We start from the raw sequence: 17291 nt of genomic DNA on the forward strand, positions 1-17291 counted from the left end.
TCAGATCACCGTCAGGTTGGCGTAGGCCATTACCAGCCACTTGCTGCCGGCATCCGCAAACTCGACCTGTACACGCGCGTGCGCACCGTTGCCTTCGTAGTCGGTGACCATGCCTTCGCCGAACTTGGGATGGTTGACCAACGCGCCGAGCTTGATCGGCGGCGCCTCGATCGCGGCATGCCCCATCACCCGGCTGGTGCCCAGCGAGGCCGGCCGCGAGACCTGCACCTTCGGGCGCACTTCGTTCAACAGCTCACGCGGGATCTCGCGCAGGAAGCGCGAGGGCAGGCTGTAGTTGTCCTGGCCGTGGATGCGGCGCGACTCGGCATAGCCCAGGATCAGCTTCTGGCGCGCGCGGGTGATGCCGACGTAAGCCAACCGGCGCTCTTCCTCCAGCCGCCCGCTTTCCTCCAGCGAACGCGCGCTCGGGAACAACCCTTCTTCCATGCCGGCCAGGAACACCAGCGGGAACTCCAGGCCCTTGGCCGAGTGCAGCGTCATCAGCTGCACGCCTTCCTCGCCTGCCTGCGCCTGGCCTTCGCCGGCTTCCAGTGAGGCATAGGACAGGAAGGCCACCAGCTCGCTCATGTCCTCGGCGCCCTCCTCGATGTCGTCATCGCGACGCACGAAACGCGAGGCCACCGAGATCAGTTCATCGAGGTTGTCGGTGCGCGACTCCGAATCCAGCGCGTTGCGGCTTTCCTTGCTCCAGTGCTCGCGCAATGCCGAACGGGTCAGCACATGCTCGATGCGCTCGGCCAGGTTCATCGGCGCCGTTTCGACGGTGATCTGCTGCACCAGGTTGATGAAGCCGGCCAGCGCATTCTTGGCACGCGAAGTCAGGTCATTGCCCTGCGTGGCCAGCATCGACGCTTCCCACAACGACAGCGATTGCTGCCGTGCGATGCGACGAACCTCATCCAGGGTGCGCTCGCCAATGCCACGCGTGGGCGTGTTCACCGCGCGCTCGAAGGCCGCATCATCGTTACGGTTGGTCATCAAGCGCAGGTAGGCCAGCGCGTCCTTGATTTCGGCACGCTCGAAGAAGCGCATGCCGCCGTACACGCGGTACGGCACCTGCTCGCTGAGCATCGCTTCTTCGAAGGCGCGCGACTGCGCGTTGCTGCGGTAGAGCACGGCGATGTCGCCATAGCTGCCGCCATCGCGCACCCACTGCCGCGCACGCTCGACCAGGTAACGCGCCTCGTCCATCTCGTTGTAGGCGGCAAACAGGTCGATCGGGTCGCCGTCGCCGCTGTCGGTCCACAACTGCTTGCCGATGCGGTCCGGATTGTGCGCGATCACCGCATTGGCCGCGCCCAGGATGTTGGCGCTGGAGCGGTAGTTCTGCTCCAGGCGGATGGTCTCGGCACCCGGGAAATCCTTCAGGAAGCGCTGTACGTTCTCTACCTTCGCGCCGCGCCAGCCATAGATGGCCTGGTCGTCGTCGCCGACCACGAACACATGCCCGCTGTCGCCGGCCAGCACGCGCACGAAGGCGTACTGGATGGCGTTGGTGTCCTGGAACTCGTCCACCAGGATCTCGCGGAAACGCGCGCGGTAATGCGCCAGCAGCGCAGGGTTGTCGCGCAGCAGCTCATGCGCGCGCAGCAGCAGCTCGGCGAAGTCGACCAGGCCGGCGCGGTCGCAGCGCTCCTGGTAGGCCGCATAGGCCTGGCGCAGGGTTTCGCCCCACTGGTCGTGCGGCTCGGGCTGGATGTGCTGCGGGCGCCGGCCTTCGTCCTTCTGCGCGTTGATCCACCACATGATCTGCTTGGGCGGGTACTTGCCGTCATCCAGCTCCAGCTGCTGCACCACGCGCTTGACCAGCCGCAACTGGTCGTCCGAATCCATCACCTGGAAGGCTTCGGGCAGCTTGGCCTCAGCCCAGTGCAGGCGCAGCAGGCGGTGGGCCAGGCCGTGGAAGGTGCCGATCCACATGCCGCGGCTGCCGTTGCGCAGCTGCAGGTCGATGCGGTGCCGCATCTCACCGGCGGCCTTGTTGGTGAACGTCACCGCGAAGATGCCGTGCGTCGGCACGCCGAAGACTTCGTTCAGCCAGGCAATGCGATGGGTGAGCACGCGCGTCTTGCCGGAACCGGCGCCGGCAAGGATCAGGTGGTGACCAAGAGGCGCGGAAACGGCCTCGCGCTGGGCCGCATTCAGCCCGTCGAGAAGGTGGGAGACATCCATCCGGCCATTTTACGCCAGACCGTCTCAATGACTGATCCCTCGATTGATCGAGTACGACGATGGGGTGGCATACATGCGTATCGCACGGATGTCGGGCGCTGAAACGCAGGGTTTGTCCCGGGTTTGGACCGTGCAACAGGAAGCTCTCACGGCCTTGGTGCGTCATTTGACAGCGCAACCGGCACCCCAATAGAGTGTCATCGGCATTACGGTAGTTGCACTGCACGGATCAGCGGTAAGTCAACTTTCAGGAGAAGGATCATGGGAAAGATGATCAATGCACTCGCGGGCACGCTCGCGCTGATGGCTGTTCATGGCACGGCACTCGCCGAGTCGGCCTCCCCGTCCGTACAGGATGTCGATCACCGCCAGGTGCTTCCTGTCCTGGTCAAGGTGGATGCCAAAGGCCGCATATCCGGCGTCAATCCCGCCTTTCGCCTTTCTCCCAGGCTGAACCGCCTGCTGGAAGACAACCTGCAGGAAATCGTCACTGCTCCCGCCAACAACAAGGACGGCCGCGCAATCAGCAGTCAGTTCATTGCCAACATGGCCTTGACCACACTGACCGCCGAAGACGGCAGCCAGGCCGTCCAGTTCACTTACGTCTCCTCGCAGAGCATCCCGCGCGGTGAATGGTCGTGGGCGCATGTCGACAATCGACGCCTTGCCCTGATGAACCGGGACCAGCCGGTTCGCGGAGGCGAACGCTTCGAGCCATCATTCCGCTCGATGAATCCCCCCAAGGCACCCAACACCGGCGGATCCGAACCGCCCCCTGCTGGCGGCGGCCAAGGGAAGTCCTGAAACAACAGAGGGGCGCCAACGGCGCCCCTCTTCATTCCCCCGCCAATCATTCCCTGCCCCGCAGGGGTGACGGTTCAGCCCAGCGCCACAGCCGCCTGCGCCGCCTGGCCACGCAATTCCGGAATGGCCAGGCTTTCCCACAGCCGGCCGATGCGCAGGCTGCCCAGTACCTGCACGCGCGGCTCGACCACGCCGTCGGCGTCGATCAGGCTGCCGTCCGGCGCACTGTCGATACCCATGCCGTGCGGCCCCGGGCGCGCCAGCCCGCTGCCCAGCAATTGCTGCAGCAGGGGGTTGCGCATGGCTTGGGCGCGCATCTCCACGCCGGTGGCGTTGACCACGCAGTGCACGTCCAACGGCAACGGATGACGGCGCAGGTCCATGGCGGTCAGCCGCACGCAGGCACCCTCGCTGACCGCGGTCTCCAACCGGCCGCGATGCAGCACCAGCCGCTTTTCCTGCTGCAGCTGCACCAGCTGTGCATGCACGGAGCCGGCGATGCGGTGGCGGTGGATGTCCCAATAGCGCACCACGTGGCGCAGGAAGCGCCGCTGGTCATCGCAGGACAGCGTCTGCCACAGCGCCTGGCCCATCGGCCGGATCCGCTCCATCACGTTCTGCCAGGGGATGCCGCGCGCGGCGGCCGCGCGCGCATGCCCGCGCAGGGCATGCAGGCGCTGGCGCAGGTTCATCGCCAGCAGCGGCTCCGGGTCGTAGTCGGCGGCCGGCCCCTTGGCATGTGGCAACGGCATCAGGGCATGCCGTGACAGCACGTGGATACGCCCGCGGTGGCCGCTGGCCAGCAGCGACACCACGGTGTCGGCCATGCTCAGGCCGGAGCCGATGATCGCCACGTCGGCATGCTCGGCGATGCCACGTACCGCCGCGAAATCCCATGCCTCCACGCGCTTGCCCTCGGGCAGCGAGCCAGCGCCACGGGCCGGCAACGGGCGCAATGCATTGCCCGAGGCCAGCACCACGCGCCGGGCCTGCACCGCCTGCCCGGAGGCCAGGACCAGGCGCAGGCCATCACCGTCACGGTCCAGCTCAAGCACGCGTTCGGCGCGGATCTCCAGCTGTGCGGCGCTGCTGTCCACGGCCTGCTGCAGGCACGCACGCAGGTACTCGGCGTACCGCCAGCGCGGCACGAAGCTCGCGGCCAGCGTGTCGCGTGCCACCCCGGGGAAGGCCTGGGTGTGGATCAGGTAATCGAGGAAGTCCTCGACCTGGTCGGGGAAGCCGCCCATCTTGCCGGCCGGCACGTTGAGCAGGTGCTCGTCGTAGGGCGTGGCGTAGGCCACGCCGCGCGCCAGTGGCAACGAGGGCTCCAGGATCAGGATGCGCAACGCCGACCGCGCGCCGCGCAGCAGGCCGATGGCGGTGAGGACGCCGGCGGCACCGCCGCCGATGATGGCCACGTCACACGGCCCGGGGGTATCAAGAACGCTCATCCGCCCGATTGTAGGCGATGCCATCCCCCTGCCTGATGCCCTGCCGGCATGTGTTCATGGGCGATGCGCCGGCGGGCTTTCACACGCCTGAAACACAGAACCCGCCTTGCGGCGGGTCCTGGGTGGAACGGTAGACCAGGCAATCCGGGCGGATTACTTGATCTTGCCTTCCTTGTACATCACGTGCTTGCGCACCACCGGATCGTACTTCAGGAATTCCATCTTCCCCGGGGTGTTCTTCTTGTTCTTGTCGGTCGTGTAGAAGTGGCCAGTGCCGGCCGAGGAAATCATACGGACCTTATCGCGCTTACCTGCCATGATCGTTTACTCCTCAGACCTTTTCGCCGCGGGCACGCAGCTCAGCCAGAACGGAATCGATGCCGTTCTTGTCGATGGTGCGCAGTGCATGCGCGGAAACACGAAGCTTGACCCAGCGGTTCTCGCTGGCGACCCAGAAACGACGCTCGTGCAGGTTCGGCTGGAAACGACGACGGGTCTTGTTGTTGGCGTGCGAGACGTTGTTACCCGTCTGCACTCGCTTGCCGGAAACTTGGCATACGCGGGACATTGCGCACCTCGGTAATGTTGGTGACTTCCTTAGCCAGGAAGACGGCGGCCCCGGCGGTTGCCCGCCACGTGTCATGGGAATCAAAGGGTTACGCTGACAAGGGTGGGCGAATGACACGTTCCCGACCACCAATCCGGAGGTTTCCGGACACAGCGAGCCGGTAATTATGCCGCGCCAAGGCCCCGAGTGCAAATCACCGGCCGCAGCGGGCCCTACTGGGGGGCGAAGTCCAGCGTGCGGCGCCAGCGCAGCGGCGTGCCGGCCCGGCGCGGGTCCGGCGGGAACAGGCTCAGGTAGCCGGCGGCGATGGCGCGATCACGCAGGCGTTCACCCACGCCCTCGGCCACTTCCACCTCCACATGGGTGACCTTGCCTTGCGGGTCGACGTCCATCGCCCAGACCAGCCGGCCCGACCATTGTTCCGGCGGGATCGAGGCATCGTAGTTCGGGCGGCCGGCGACGTAGGGAATGCCACGCTCCTGGAACAACGGCGAGTCCTCCAGGCTTGGATCGACGCGGATCGTCGCGGTGTTGGTGCCGCCGTCACCGAGGAGGACATGCGCCGTCCAGTCTCCCGGCCTGCCACCGATGCCCAGGTCGGCCCGGTAGCACCGTTTGGCACCGCGGTAGTCGTCATAGCGGTGCAGGGACACCTGCTTGCCGTCGGCATCGCGCAGCTCCAGCTGCAAGCCGCCGACATCGTCGGTCGTGGCATTGGCGGCCACGCAGACCTGGTGCTCGTGATCGCCCGTCATGACGAACTGCCGCGTCTGCTGGCGGGCAATCGCGTCAGCCGGTGTCCTGGACCACAGGAACTCGATGTAGATGGGGCTGTCCTGCGCGGCGGCCGGGCCACACAGCGACAACAGAACCGGCACGGCAAGATGGTGCATACGCATGGGCCCGCTCCCTGAATGTACCTCCCGACTCTAGCCAGCCCGGCGCACGCACATCAAGTCAGGCCGCACGTGCCTGCGCGCCACGCAGCTCACGCCACGCCGCCCGCGCCACCTTCCACGCCGAGCGCAGGAACAGCAGCAGCAAGGCCGCGCCGATCAGCAGGTCCGGCCAACCGGCGCCGAACGCCCACACCGCCAACGCGGCCAGGATCACGGCACTGCCTTCGTACACATCGTTCAGCGAACACGCCCAAGCCGAAGCCAGGTTGATGTCGCCCTGTCGGTACGGCCACAGCAGGCGCAGGCACAGCAGGTTGGCGGCCAGATTCAGCAGCGCGGCGATGCCCATGCTTTCGAACAGCGGCAGGTGCGGATGGGCCAGCTTCCAGCCGATGCCCACGGCCACCGCGATGGCCGCGCACAGGATGAACACCGCCTTGAGCAGGGCCACGCGCGCCTTGGCGGCGAGGCTGGCACCGACCACCGCCAGGCTCAGCGCATAGGTCAGCGCGTCGCCGAGATTGTCCAGGCTGCCGGACAGCAATGAGGCCGAGCCGCTGTGCCAGGCCGCGCCCATCATCATCACGAACGTCAGCAGGTTGATGACCAGCACCTGCACCAGCACCCGCCGTTGGCGGGCCTGCATGCGTTCGACTTCCAGGGTTTTGCCGCAGCCGCAACACTCGCTCATGGGGACACCATTATCCGTCGTCGCCATTATCACGCCGAGCATGGCCGGATGCATCTGGCCAGGACCTCGCCGAGGTACTCGGCCGCGATCCACTATCACCCCGCTCTCAGGCCAACACGGCCCGACGCGGTCTCCCGGCCTGCGCGGCACCCGATGCAATCGGCTCGCCGGAAGCGGGAACCGCTCGCTCCCTGCCCCATGCCCGGATTCCCTCGATCTGTTCCGGCGCGGTTCGCGAGAGTGGCACCACGTTGTGGAAGCTGCGTCGGAACAATTCCGGATTCACCACGCCATCCCCGTGCAGGTAGGCCTCCTTGACGACCTCCCTCACCGCCGATTCCAGATCCGAGCCAGCAAAGCCTTCGGACAACTCCACCAGTTCGTTCAGCAACGACGCATCCAACACCCCATCCGGCAGCCCGCGTCGGGCATAGATGCCGATGATGTCCCTGCGCTCCTCCGCGGTCGGCAAGTCGACGAAGAACAGTTCGTCGAAGCGTCCACGACGCAACAGCTCAGGCGGCAACCGGGACACGTCGTTGGCCGTCGCCACCACGAACACGCGCGTGCGCGCCTCCTGCAACCAGTAGAGGAACTGCCCTACCAGACGCGTCGAAGTCCCACCGTCACCACCACCGGTCGCACCGGCCAGACCCTTCTCGATCTCGTCAATCCAGAGCACGCAGGGCGCCACGTGGTCGGCGGTGGCCAGCGCCTCCTTCAGCCGCCCTTCGCTTTGGCCCAGGTACTGACCATGGATGGTCGACAGGTCAAGCCGATACAACGGAAGCTGCCAGTCATGCGCGATCGCCTTGGCGGAAAGTGACTTGCCACATCCAGGCACGCCCACCAACAGCACACCGCGTGGCGGACGTATGCCGCGCTCGCGCAGGTCCGCCGTGAGCAGCGGGCGTTCGCGCTGCAGCCAGGCCTTGAGCCCGCCCAGTCCGCCCACCGTCATCTCGGCGCTGCGCACCGAAACGCGCTCGATACCACTGATGTCGGCGAAGATCCGATCCTTGGCCGACATCAGCTCGACCATGTCGGCCTTGGCAATGCGACCATTGACCAACAGCGTGGCAATGATGTTTTCGGCCTCAAGACGCGATACACCGGCCAGGATCGCAGCAGCACGCGACACGTCCTGCTCATCCCACTCGATCGGGAACTGGCTGCGGTAGGGGTCGATCTGCTCGCGGATGATCGCCGCCATCTCATCCTCATTCGGCGCAGACAACTGCACCGACATACCCAGCCTCTGCAGCTGCCCGAAGATAGGCTTGCTGGTGACCACCACCAACGAGCCACCGTGGTCGGCCGCCAACATCACCACGTCGATCAGCTGACGTGACGAAGCGGTGTCATCCTCAAGGTCCGAGACCTCGGTGAGCACGAAACTCAGGTTCTGCCGTTGGGTCATCTGCTGGCTGGCGAAGTCCACCGCGCCAATGACCGAACGATCCTCGTTCACCACGCGACCACTGGCCAACTCGCGCGTTCCCTGGGACAAGGTATGCACGAAGAACGGCGCATTGAGGCTACCGGCAACTTCGCGCAGGATGTCCAGAACACGGGCGCGCTCCGTGCTGCGGATCGATATGAACGGAACCCGGGCCTTGAGGTAGCGCGTCAGTGTTGCCTTGAATTCGCTTGCGTCGGTCATCGTCAAACCAGGAATGAGCGCCGTTTGGATGGCACTGATGAAGGAGGAGGTTCTCCGGCAGCGGGAACCGGCATGGGCATTGCAGCCTGGAAATGACGCAGGTCCTGCTGGCGCAGCGTTCGCAGCAGCGCATCCGAGCGTTGGCTGCGCGCACCATCCTCCAGGGACTGTTGCATTGCTTGCGCCGCTTTCTGCAGCAATGCCTGCAGATGACTGCGCAACACTTCCGGCAGCACCTCCAGGCTTGCCAGCCAGTGGAGCACGGTCAGTTGGCGCCGTGCATCCAGCAGCGCACGCACGACGTCAACCTCATCGCGACAGTACTTGAAACTGCGATCGAGGCGGGAGCCCAGCGCCTTCAGGCGCTGGTCGAATACCTCATTGATGCGCTCGCTGAACAACGTCGCCACACCCGGCGTCCAGTCCAATTGCCCCTGGCGCATGGCATGCAGCACCGACTCGTCGTCGCCGCCCTGGGCAAAGCGCTCCAGGGCGCTGCTCCAGTCTGCATAGACACGCGGGATAACCACGACCATGACTCAGCGTCGACGGCGGACGAAGCCATTGCCGGGAAGCAGGTCCCAACTTGGCAGAGCGCCGGCCAATGCTTCTGAAACCACTTGGGCAGATGCAACCTCGCCGCTTTCAGGTGACGACGGCGCTGCTGGCCCCACCGTCTGGACAGGCAACGGCGGTGGCATCGGCGAATCAATCAATTGACGTGTCATGCGTGCCTCCTCAGGCAGTTACCAGTACCCGACGGGCGGCATCGTGGCCGCCCAAAGCGAACTGGTCGGGGCTTGCCGACTCCAGCAAAGCAATCAGCGATTCGGACTGGGCGTCACGTCGGTCGAGCTCGCGCCGGACTTCCACCACCTCGGCCAGGCACGCCTTCAGCACCTGCAGCGACTGCACGCGTGCCTGGTCGAACTGGCTGCGCAGCTTGGCGCGCACGCCATCGAGGTTCTTGTAACTGACCCCGACCCACAGCAGCAGACCCGCACCCATTGCCATGGCGACCAGCGAACCGAATCCGGCCACGATCAGCAGGATCGCCAAAGCCAGGCCCAACCAATGCAACACGCCCAGCTTCACTTTCGCCAAGGCCGCCTGCAGTTGCGCTTCCAGATGCCCACCCAGCGATGCCTCCAGCTCACGCTGGTTCGCACCATCGCGGGTGATGCCGGTCCAGCCACTGATATTGATCGTGATATCGCCCGGCACATGCGCACGGATCTGCCCCGTCAGGTCCTGGTGCGCATCGAGGATCCAGCTACGCGACAATGCCGTGGCAAAACGCTGCGTGGCCCGCGATGCATGGCTCGTCTCCGGATGCATCGCCGAGTTGGTCAGCAGCTGGGTGAAGCTGACCTGCTCATCCAGCGTCTGCTGGAGGTCGTAGCGCTTCTGTGCGGCCGGGCGGTCACCACCTTCGGAGATGATCAACCGGCACATTTCCTCCTCGCGGCGCAGCGGGAGCTCCTCATCGTCGAAATGCGAAGTCAGCTTTTCGAGCAGGCGGTCCACATCCGCAGCCAGACTAGCCGTCGCCCTGGCTGGCCCCGCGAAAACACCCTCGAAGTGATCGGTGACCACCGCATGCAGCCCGCAGCCGTTGAGGGCATCCTGCAAGGCCGGCCACGTCGGGCTATGCCTGCCCAGGTTGGTGAAGCGCGCACTGTCGTCCCCGTTTGGCATCTTCGACCGCAACGCATCGACCCACTGCGCCCGCTGCTCCTCGACAAAACCCGCACGCTGGGATAACTCGTCGATCCAGCCAGCAGTGCGCTTGAGGCACCCTTGCGCCGTCTCCAGCCCGAACACGCCGCCGGCGATGGCATCGATCAACACGACGGTCTGGCGATCCAGGAGCATCGGATTCTGCTGCGCCATGTAGCGATCCATCCACTGCTGCGCAGCAGCAATACGGCCAGCGCGACGACACACCAGTGCAAACAGCAGGCTGGTCTTCTCGTCATCGCGGCGCAATGCTTCAGCCAGCCCGCGCTCTGCCAGGTCGCGGTTGTCGCTCAACCAGGCCGCCAATGCCACCAGCGCCGGCGCCAGCCAATAGCCCGGCGCAGCCAGCATCAACTGCTCGGTCGCGGCATTGATCGTGTCACGACGCACCAGCCGTACATCCGCGGCCTGCAGGATACCGGTCGTCTGGCGACGAACATCCGCATGATGACCGAACCGCGATTCCAGCTCCTGGCGCACCTTGACATGGCGGGTCTCGGCCAGGCCCAGCTCCTTGGCCCTGGTATCGGCGATGACAAAGGCATCAAACGCCTGTTGCAGCTTTTCCAGCTTTTCGCGGGTGTCCTCGACATTGGACTGCACATAGCCGACCTGATCGCTCAACGCGCCAAGATCGTTGTTGATCGCACGCAGGTTGCTGGTGATGGCGGACAGGTCCGCCAGGTGGATGATGCGCTCTCCGCTCATTACGCCCCCTCGATGATTGCCGTTTTGCCGGACCCAGTGACCGCCACCATGCGCGTGGCATATACCTCGATGCAGGCATAGGAGCGATGCAGTGCAAGCGCTCGCGCCCGCTCAAGCGTCAACGGCAGGGGCTGGCCGATCTTGTAGTGGTCAATGATCAACCCGTCCAGCGCCAGGGTATGGACCTCATAGGGTTGGCCCAGATAGCAACGCGAAACGATGCCGATCAATTGCTCGCCATCAACCAGCTCGCCCAGCTCGGCCTCAATCGCTGCCTTCAGGGCATCCAGTGCTTTCCGATCATGCACGTGAACACCGGCATCCAGCCCTGCCACGGCCTGCAGGTAAGTCGATGAGCGCGGCTGCCGGAGACGCTGCAACCGCGCTTCGGGCGATTGCAGCGTCGTGAGGGCGGCGCGGGAGCGGTCCACCACCGGGGTCACCGACACGGTGGTCTCCGTACCGGTCAAAAGCGTTCGAACCATCTCCCTGTCCTTGTCATGCCCCTACAAACCGTAGCCGCAACGGTACCAGCTCGGCCGACCTCGTCCAAGATCAACCCGGCGTGTAGGGATATTCCTTACATGCCTGTTCAAGCGGCAGTCCTGCGATGCAGCCAGCGGTACAGCACCGGCAGCAACAGCAGGGTCAGCAGCGTCGAGGAGACGATGCCACCGATCACCACCGTGGCCAGCGGGCGCTGCACTTCCGAGCCGGCGCCGACGTTGAACGCCATCGGCACGAAGCCCAGCGAGGCGACCAGCGCGGTCATCAGCACCGGACGCAGGCGGCCCAGCGCGCCTTCGCGCACCGCCACGTCCAGCGAACGGCCCTGTTCGCGCAGGTGGCGCACGAAGCTGATCATCACCAGTCCGTTAAGGACCGCCACGCCGGACAGGGCGATGAACCCGATGCCGGCCGAGATCGACAACGGAATGCCGCGCAGCGCCAGGGCCAGCACGCCGCCGGTCAGTGCCAACGGCACGCCGCTGAACACGATGGCCGCGTCCTTGCCCGAGCCGAATGCCCAGAACAGCAGCGCGAAGATCAGCACCAGCGTCACCGGCACCACCACCGCCAGGCGCTGGCTGGCCGAGATCAGCTGCTCGAAGCTGCCCCCGTATTCCACCCAGTAGCCGGCCGGCACCTTCACCTGCGCATCCACCGCCGCCTGCAGGTCGGCGACGAAGCTGCCCAGGTCACGGTCGCGCACGTTGGCGGTGACCACGATGCGGCGCTTGCCGTTGTCGCGATTGATCTGGTTCGGCCCCTCGCTGCTCTCGATGCGGGCCAGCTCACGCAACGGCACGGTGCGCGCGTCACCGCTGCGCCAGCCACCGGCGCGACTGGACTCATCGGCGCTGTCCTGCGCCAACGCCGGTTCCAGCGACACCGGCAGGTCGGCCAGCGCAGCCGGGTCCTGGCGCAGGGCCTCGGGCAAGCGCACGACGATGTCGAAGCGGCGGTCACCCTCGAACAACTGCCCCGCCACGCGCCCGCCCACCGCGGTGGACACGGTGGCCTGCAGTTGGCCCGGGTTGAGCCCGTAGCCAGCCAGCGCGCTGCGATCGGGCGTGACCGTCAGCAACGGCAGGCCACTGGTCTCCTCCAATCGCACGTCCGCTGCGCCCGGCACCTTCCCGGCGACCTCGGCGATGCGCTGGCCGACCTGCGCCAGGGTTTCCATGTCGTCACCGAACAGCATCACCGCCACGTCGGCACGCACGCCGGAGATCAGCTCGTTCATGCGCATCTGGATCGGCTGGGTGAACTCGTAGTTGTTGCCCGGCAGTTCCTCCACCGCGGCTTCGAGTTCGGCCAACAGCTGCACGCGCGGCTTGCGTGGGTCCGGCCACTGCTTGCGCGGCTTCATCATGATGAAGGTATCGGCTACCGACGGCGGCATCGGGTCGGAGGCCACCTCCGGCGTACCGATCTTGGAGAACACCTTGTCCACCTCGGTGAACTGCAGCAGGCGCATTTCCACCTGCTTCTGCATGTTCACCGACTGGGTCAGGCTGGTGCCGGGAATGCGCATGGCATGCATCGCCACGTCACCTTCGTCCAGGTTGGGCACGAACTCGCTGCCCAGCCGGGTGGCCAGCAGGCCGCACAGCACCACCAGCAACGCCGCACCACCGACGATCCAGCGCCCGCGCCGCAGCACCGCGTCCAGCAACGGCTCGTAACGGCGCCGCAGCCAGGCCATGAGGCGGTTTTCCTTCTCCTCCACGCGGCCGCCCAGAAACAGCGCGATCGCGGCGGGCACGAAGGTCAGGGCCAGCAGCATCGCGCCGGTCAGGGCCAGCACCACGGTGATCGCCATCGGGTGGAACATTTTCCCCTCCACGCCGGTGAGCGCGAAGATCGGCAGGTACACCGCGGTGATGATGCCCAGGCCGAACAGGCTGGGGCGGATCACCTCGGCGGTGGCGCTGGCGGTCTCGGCGAAGCGCTCCTCCAGCGTCATCGCCCGGCCCAGGGCATGCGCGCGTTCGCCGAAGCGACGCAGGCAGTTCTCGATGATGATCACCGCGCCGTCGACGATCAGGCCGAAGTCCAGCGCCCCCAGGCTCATCAGGTTGGCCGACACGCCGCCGCGCGCCATGCCGGTCAGCGTGAACAGCATCGACAGCGGGATCACCGCCGCGGTGATCAGCGCCGCGCGGAAGTTGCCGAGCAGCAGGAACAGCACCACGATCACCAGCAGCGCGCCTTCCAGCAGGTTCTTGGCCACGGTCTGGATGGTGCGGTCCACCAGCGCGGTGCGGTCATAGCTGGCGGTGACGGTGACGCCTTCGGGCAGGCTGCGTTGTGCCTGTTCCAGCTTGGCGGCGGCGGCCTGCGCCACCTCGCGGCTGTTGGCCCCGACCAGCATCACCACGGTGCCCATCACCACCTCGTGGCCGTTCTGGGTGGCCGCGCCGCTGCGCAGCTCCGGGCCCTCGGCGACCTCGGCCACGTCGTGCACGTGGATCGGCACGCCTTCGCGGCGGGCCAGCACGATGTTGCCGATCTCCTCCACGCCGCTCACCTGCCCGGGCACGCGTACCAGGAACTGCTGGCCGTTGCGCTCGATGTAGCCGGCGCCGACGTTCTGGTTGTTGCCCTCCACCGCTTCGGCGACGTCGTCGAGGGTGAAGCCCAACGCGCGCAGCTTGGCCGGGTCCGGAGTGATGTGGATCTGCCGCTGGTAGCCACCGATGGTGTTGACCTCGGTGACGCCCGGCACATTGCGCAGCTGTGGGCGCACCACCCAGTCCTGCAGCGTGCGCAGGTCGGTGGCGGTGTACGCGGTGCCGTCCGGCTTGCGCGCCTCGGGATCGGCGTCGATGGTGTACATGAAGATCTCGCCCAGGCCGGTGGCGATCGGCCCCAGCTGCGGATCCAGCCCTTCAGGCAGCTGTGATTTCACCTGCTGCAGGCGTTCGGCCACCTGCTGACGGGCGAAGTACAGGTCGGTGCCATCCTTGAACACCACCGTCACCTGCGACAGGCCGTAACGCGACAGTGAACGCACCTGCTCGAGTTTCGGCAGGCCGGCCATCACCGTTTCCACCGGATAGGTGATGCGCTGTTCGGCCTCCAGCGGTGAGTAGCCTTCGGCTGCGGTGTTGATCTGCACCTGGACGTTGGTGATGTCGGGCGTGGCGTCGATCGGCAGGCGGGTGAAGCTCCAGCTGCCGATGGCGATCAGGGCCAGGGTCAGCAACATCATCAACCAGCGGTGCGCGATGGCCGCGCGAATGATGCGCTCAAGCATGGCGCGGCCCTCCGTGGATGCGTTGGCGGCAATCAATGTTCATGCGACGCCCCCGCCTTGCCGATATCGGCCTTGACCACGTAACTCTGCTCGACCACGACCTGCTCGCCGGCGCGCAGGCCATCCTTGACCTCGACCTTGGCGGCATCCCGCGCGCCCAGCGTCACCTCGCGCGCGGTGTAGGTCTCGCCCTCGCGCACGAACACCACGTCGTGCCCATCCATGCTCTGCAGCGCCGACAGCGGCACCACGACGGCGGCCGGCTGCATCGCCACCACGATGCGTGCCTTCACCGCCGCGCCCGGGCGCCACAAGCCGTCCTCGTTGCGCACGATCGCGCGTGCCACCGTACTCTGGCTGGCGGTGGCGGTGCCCGGCAGCACGCGTTCGAGCGTGGTGGCCTGGCTGACGCCATCGGTCATGCGGGTGACGGTGACCGGCACGCCGGCGGTGATGTGCTGGGTGTCGGCACCGAAGATGTGCAGGTCCACCCACAACTCGGACAGGTCGCCGATCTCGAACAGCGGCGTGCCCTCGCCCGCCACCGCGCCGACCTGCGCCTGCCGCGACAGCACCACGCCGCTGATCGGCGCACTGACGCCGTAGGTGGTCAGGCTCAGGTTGCTGTCGATGCTGGCCAGCGCCTGGCCGGCGCTGACGCGGTCACCCACGTTGGCCCGCAGCGCGCGGATCGGGCCGGGAAAGCGCGCCATCACCTGCGCCACGCGGCCATCGACCGGCGTGAGCAGGCCCTGCACCTCATGCTCGTCGGCGATGGTGCCGGACTGCGCCGGTGCGCTGACGATGCCGGCCTGCTGTGCCATCGCCGCCTTGATGGTGGTGCGTTCGGCTTCTTCCTCGCCTTCCTCATGGGCGTGGCCGGCTTCGTCGTGGCCGGCCTCTTGCGCGGTGGCGGACGCCGCTGCCTCGGGCTTGCCGCCGCAGGCACTCAACGACAGCACCAACAGCACCAGTGCGGCGGTGGAAATCAACGGGGTGCGGCTCATCGTGCGTTCTCCGGGGCAACGGTGGCGTCATCGGCGAGCATCGACTGGCCGGTGAGACGCTGGATTTCAATCAGGGCAGTCTGTGCGGCGATGGCCGAATCGAGCTGGCGCTGGCGCGCCTCGATGCGCATGGCCTGCAACTGCGCCCATTCCATGTAGCTGGCCGCGCCGGCACGCCAGGCCTGTTCGGCGGCACGTTCGGCCTTCTGCAGCTGCGGCAGCACGTCGCGCTGCAGGCGTTCCACCTCCAGCCGTGCACCGGCATAACGGCCATGTGCTTCGGCCAGCGTGGCGTACAGCTGTTGCAGGCGCGCTTTGCGCTCATAAGGCAGCAGCGCGAGGTTGGCCTCGGCTTCGCGGATTTCCGGCGCGGCGCGGCGGGCGCTGCCGAGCGGGATGCTGAAACCCCCGACCAGCGACGTGGCGCTGTCGGCGCGGCTGTTGCGCACCCCGACCTGCCAGTTCCAGTCCGGGCGCGCGGCAGTGCGTGCCAGCTGCAGCTGGGCATCGCGGACGCGCTCCTCGCCCAGCAATTCGGCCAGCTCCGGTGCACGCTGCAGTTCATCGGCCAGCAGGTCGAAGTCACGTGCCGCCGGCAGGCGCAGGGCATTGCCACTGACCGACGCGAAACCCGCCTGGCGTGCGCCCCACAAGGCGGCCAGGGCCAGGCGCGCCGAGGCGGCCTCCTGGGTGGCGCGGTCGCGGTCCAGCTCGGCCTGCGCCAGCATCGCCTGCGCGGTGAACAGCACCGATTCCGGTGATGCACCGGCCTGCAGCCGCACGCGCGCGGCATTCACCGCACGACGGCGCTGCTCGATGTCGGTCAGGGCGATGTCCAGCGCGGACTGCGCGCGCGCCACGTCGAGGTAGCGACGGGCGGTTTCTGCCAGCAGATCCAGCCGCGCGGTGGCACGCTGCGGGGCCAGGGCGTCGAGGTTGGACTGCGCCAGCAGGCGGCGCGCGTCGAGCTTGCCGCCGCGCTCCAGCACGCCGGACAGGCTGACGGTGGTTTCCAGCCCCTTCAGGCCGCGGTTGTCGCCGCTGCCGAGCAGGTTCTCGACATCGACGCCGAACTGCAGCGGCGGGCGCAGCGAAGCGGCGTCCCGGCGTGCTTCCAGCACGGGACGTTGTGCATCGACCAGTTGCAGGTCGGGGTGGTCAACGGCGACGCGGGCGATGGCCGCGTCCAGGCTCAACGGAACAGCAGACGCCGGTGCCTGCGCGTACACGCGCGGCACCAGCGCAAAGGCGGCTATCGCCGCCAGGCGCATCCACATGGGGAATCTCCAGATAGCAGTTGCAGACGTGGGAGCCGGCCAATGGGCCGGGACGTCAGGCGGCTATCGGGGGACGGAACAGGCTCTCGGTCGGCTGCGAGGCGCACTGCGGCACCTGCGCCAGCGGTGCGGACTGCACCGGCGGGAACGACAGCGACCACGCCGGCGCGAGGGTCGGCAGCACGCCGCCATGGCCGTGGCAGTCCACGCAGTGCACCAGGGCATGCAACAGCGCGTTGGCGGCATCCTCGGCATCGGGCGCCTTGGCCAGCGCCGCGTCGTCGTGTTCATGCACGTCGGCGCCGATATCGGCATGCGACAGCATGTGGATGTCGGTCAATGCCGAGGCCAGCGAGGTACCGAACACGCCAAAACCCACCAGCGCCAGCATCAGCAGGCGCAGCAGGAACAGGCGGCGGTGGCGCAGGGACTGCAGCATCGGCGCAGCCTACCGGTGGTGGGGGCCGTTACACAATCGCAGGGGGCAAAAGCTGCCCTCATCCGGCGCTGCGCGCCACCTTCTCCCG

General features: G+C 66.8%; 15 protein-coding genes. 1 reads left to right on the forward strand and 14 read right to left on the reverse strand.

All coding sequences use genetic code 11. The features are described from left to right. Positions 1 to 2193 carry a DNA helicase II gene (gene uvrD / locus IB227_RS09190; RefSeq protein WP_192287091.1) on the reverse strand — a complete coding sequence of 731 codons (2193 nt, stop codon included), beginning with the start codon at positions 2191 to 2193 and terminating at the stop codon, positions 1 to 3. 261 nt (positions 2194 to 2454) lie between these two features. On the opposite strand from uvrD, the gene IB227_RS09195 reads away from it, so the two are divergent. Beyond that, positions 2455 to 2997: a hypothetical protein gene (locus IB227_RS09195; RefSeq protein WP_192287092.1), complete on the forward strand. Its 543-nt coding sequence runs from the start codon at positions 2455 to 2457 to the stop codon at positions 2995 to 2997. Positions 2998 to 3071: 74 nt separating this feature from the next. Here the strand turns inward: IB227_RS09195 and IB227_RS09200 are convergent, their stop codons facing one another. The 13 genes from IB227_RS09200 to IB227_RS09260 all read right to left on the reverse strand — a co-directional run bounded on the left by IB227_RS09200 (position 3072) and on the right by IB227_RS09260 (position 17203). Continuing rightward, on the reverse strand, positions 3072 to 4448 hold the full coding sequence (locus IB227_RS09200; RefSeq protein WP_192287093.1) for an FAD/NAD(P)-binding protein: 1377 nt from the start codon (positions 4446 to 4448) through the stop codon (positions 3072 to 3074). Between the two features lie 153 nt (positions 4449 to 4601). Further along, positions 4602 to 4769, reverse strand: coding sequence for a 50S ribosomal protein L33 (gene rpmG, locus IB227_RS09205; protein ID WP_172675037.1), 168 nt, complete (start codon positions 4767 to 4769; stop codon positions 4602 to 4604). Between the two features lie 10 nt (positions 4770 to 4779). Further along, positions 4780 to 5016 (reverse strand): 50S ribosomal protein L28, encoded by a 237-nt coding sequence (gene rpmB, locus IB227_RS09210; protein WP_132863867.1) that lies wholly within the window; start codon positions 5014 to 5016, stop codon positions 4780 to 4782. 212 nt (positions 5017 to 5228) lie between these two features. After that, complete coding sequence (locus IB227_RS18480; RefSeq protein WP_225591639.1) at positions 5229 to 5915, reverse strand: hypothetical protein; 687 nt, start codon at positions 5913 to 5915, stop codon at positions 5229 to 5231. A gap of 58 nt (positions 5916 to 5973) precedes the next feature. Continuing rightward, entirely contained in the window at positions 5974 to 6606 is a 633-nt protein-coding gene (locus IB227_RS09220) for a cation transporter (RefSeq protein ID WP_192287094.1), read from the reverse strand. Between the two features lie 106 nt (positions 6607 to 6712). Continuing rightward, entirely contained in the window at positions 6713 to 8269 is a 1557-nt protein-coding gene (locus IB227_RS09225) for an AAA family ATPase (RefSeq protein ID WP_192287095.1), read from the reverse strand. 2 nt (positions 8270 to 8271) lie between these two features. Beyond that, complete coding sequence (locus IB227_RS09230) at positions 8272 to 8805, reverse strand: hypothetical protein (protein WP_192287096.1); 534 nt, start codon at positions 8803 to 8805, stop codon at positions 8272 to 8274. 202 nt (positions 8806 to 9007) lie between these two features. Further along, positions 9008 to 10717 (reverse strand): hypothetical protein, encoded by a 1710-nt coding sequence (locus tag IB227_RS09235; RefSeq protein ID WP_192287097.1) that lies wholly within the window; start codon positions 10715 to 10717, stop codon positions 9008 to 9010. Next, positions 10717 to 11202 carry a hypothetical protein gene (locus IB227_RS09240; RefSeq protein WP_192287098.1) on the reverse strand — a complete coding sequence of 162 codons (486 nt, stop codon included), beginning with the start codon at positions 11200 to 11202 and terminating at the stop codon, positions 10717 to 10719. Before IB227_RS09240 ends, IB227_RS09235 begins: the two co-directional genes overlap by 1 nt. Before the next feature lie 107 nt (positions 11203 to 11309). After that, positions 11310 to 14480, reverse strand: a complete 3171-nt coding sequence (locus IB227_RS09245) for a CusA/CzcA family heavy metal efflux RND transporter (protein WP_192287099.1) — start codon at positions 14478 to 14480, stop codon at positions 11310 to 11312. A gap of 32 nt (positions 14481 to 14512) precedes the next feature. Next, a complete protein-coding gene (locus IB227_RS09250; protein WP_192287100.1) occupies positions 14513 to 15487 on the reverse strand; it encodes an efflux RND transporter periplasmic adaptor subunit in 975 nt (324 codons plus the stop codon). Next, on the reverse strand, positions 15484 to 16764 hold the full coding sequence (locus IB227_RS09255) for a TolC family protein (protein ID WP_192287101.1): 1281 nt from the start codon (positions 16762 to 16764) through the stop codon (positions 15484 to 15486). Before IB227_RS09255 ends, IB227_RS09250 begins: the two co-directional genes overlap by 4 nt. 55 nt (positions 16765 to 16819) lie before the next feature. Next, positions 16820 to 17203: a hypothetical protein gene (locus IB227_RS09260; RefSeq protein WP_192287102.1), complete on the reverse strand. Its 384-nt coding sequence runs from the start codon at positions 17201 to 17203 to the stop codon at positions 16820 to 16822. Positions 17204 to 17291 lie beyond the last annotated feature (88 nt).

Source organism: Stenotrophomonas sp. STM01 (assembly GCF_014852135.1).
Taxonomy (GTDB): Bacteria; Pseudomonadota; Gammaproteobacteria; order Xanthomonadales; family Xanthomonadaceae; genus Stenotrophomonas; species Stenotrophomonas capsici.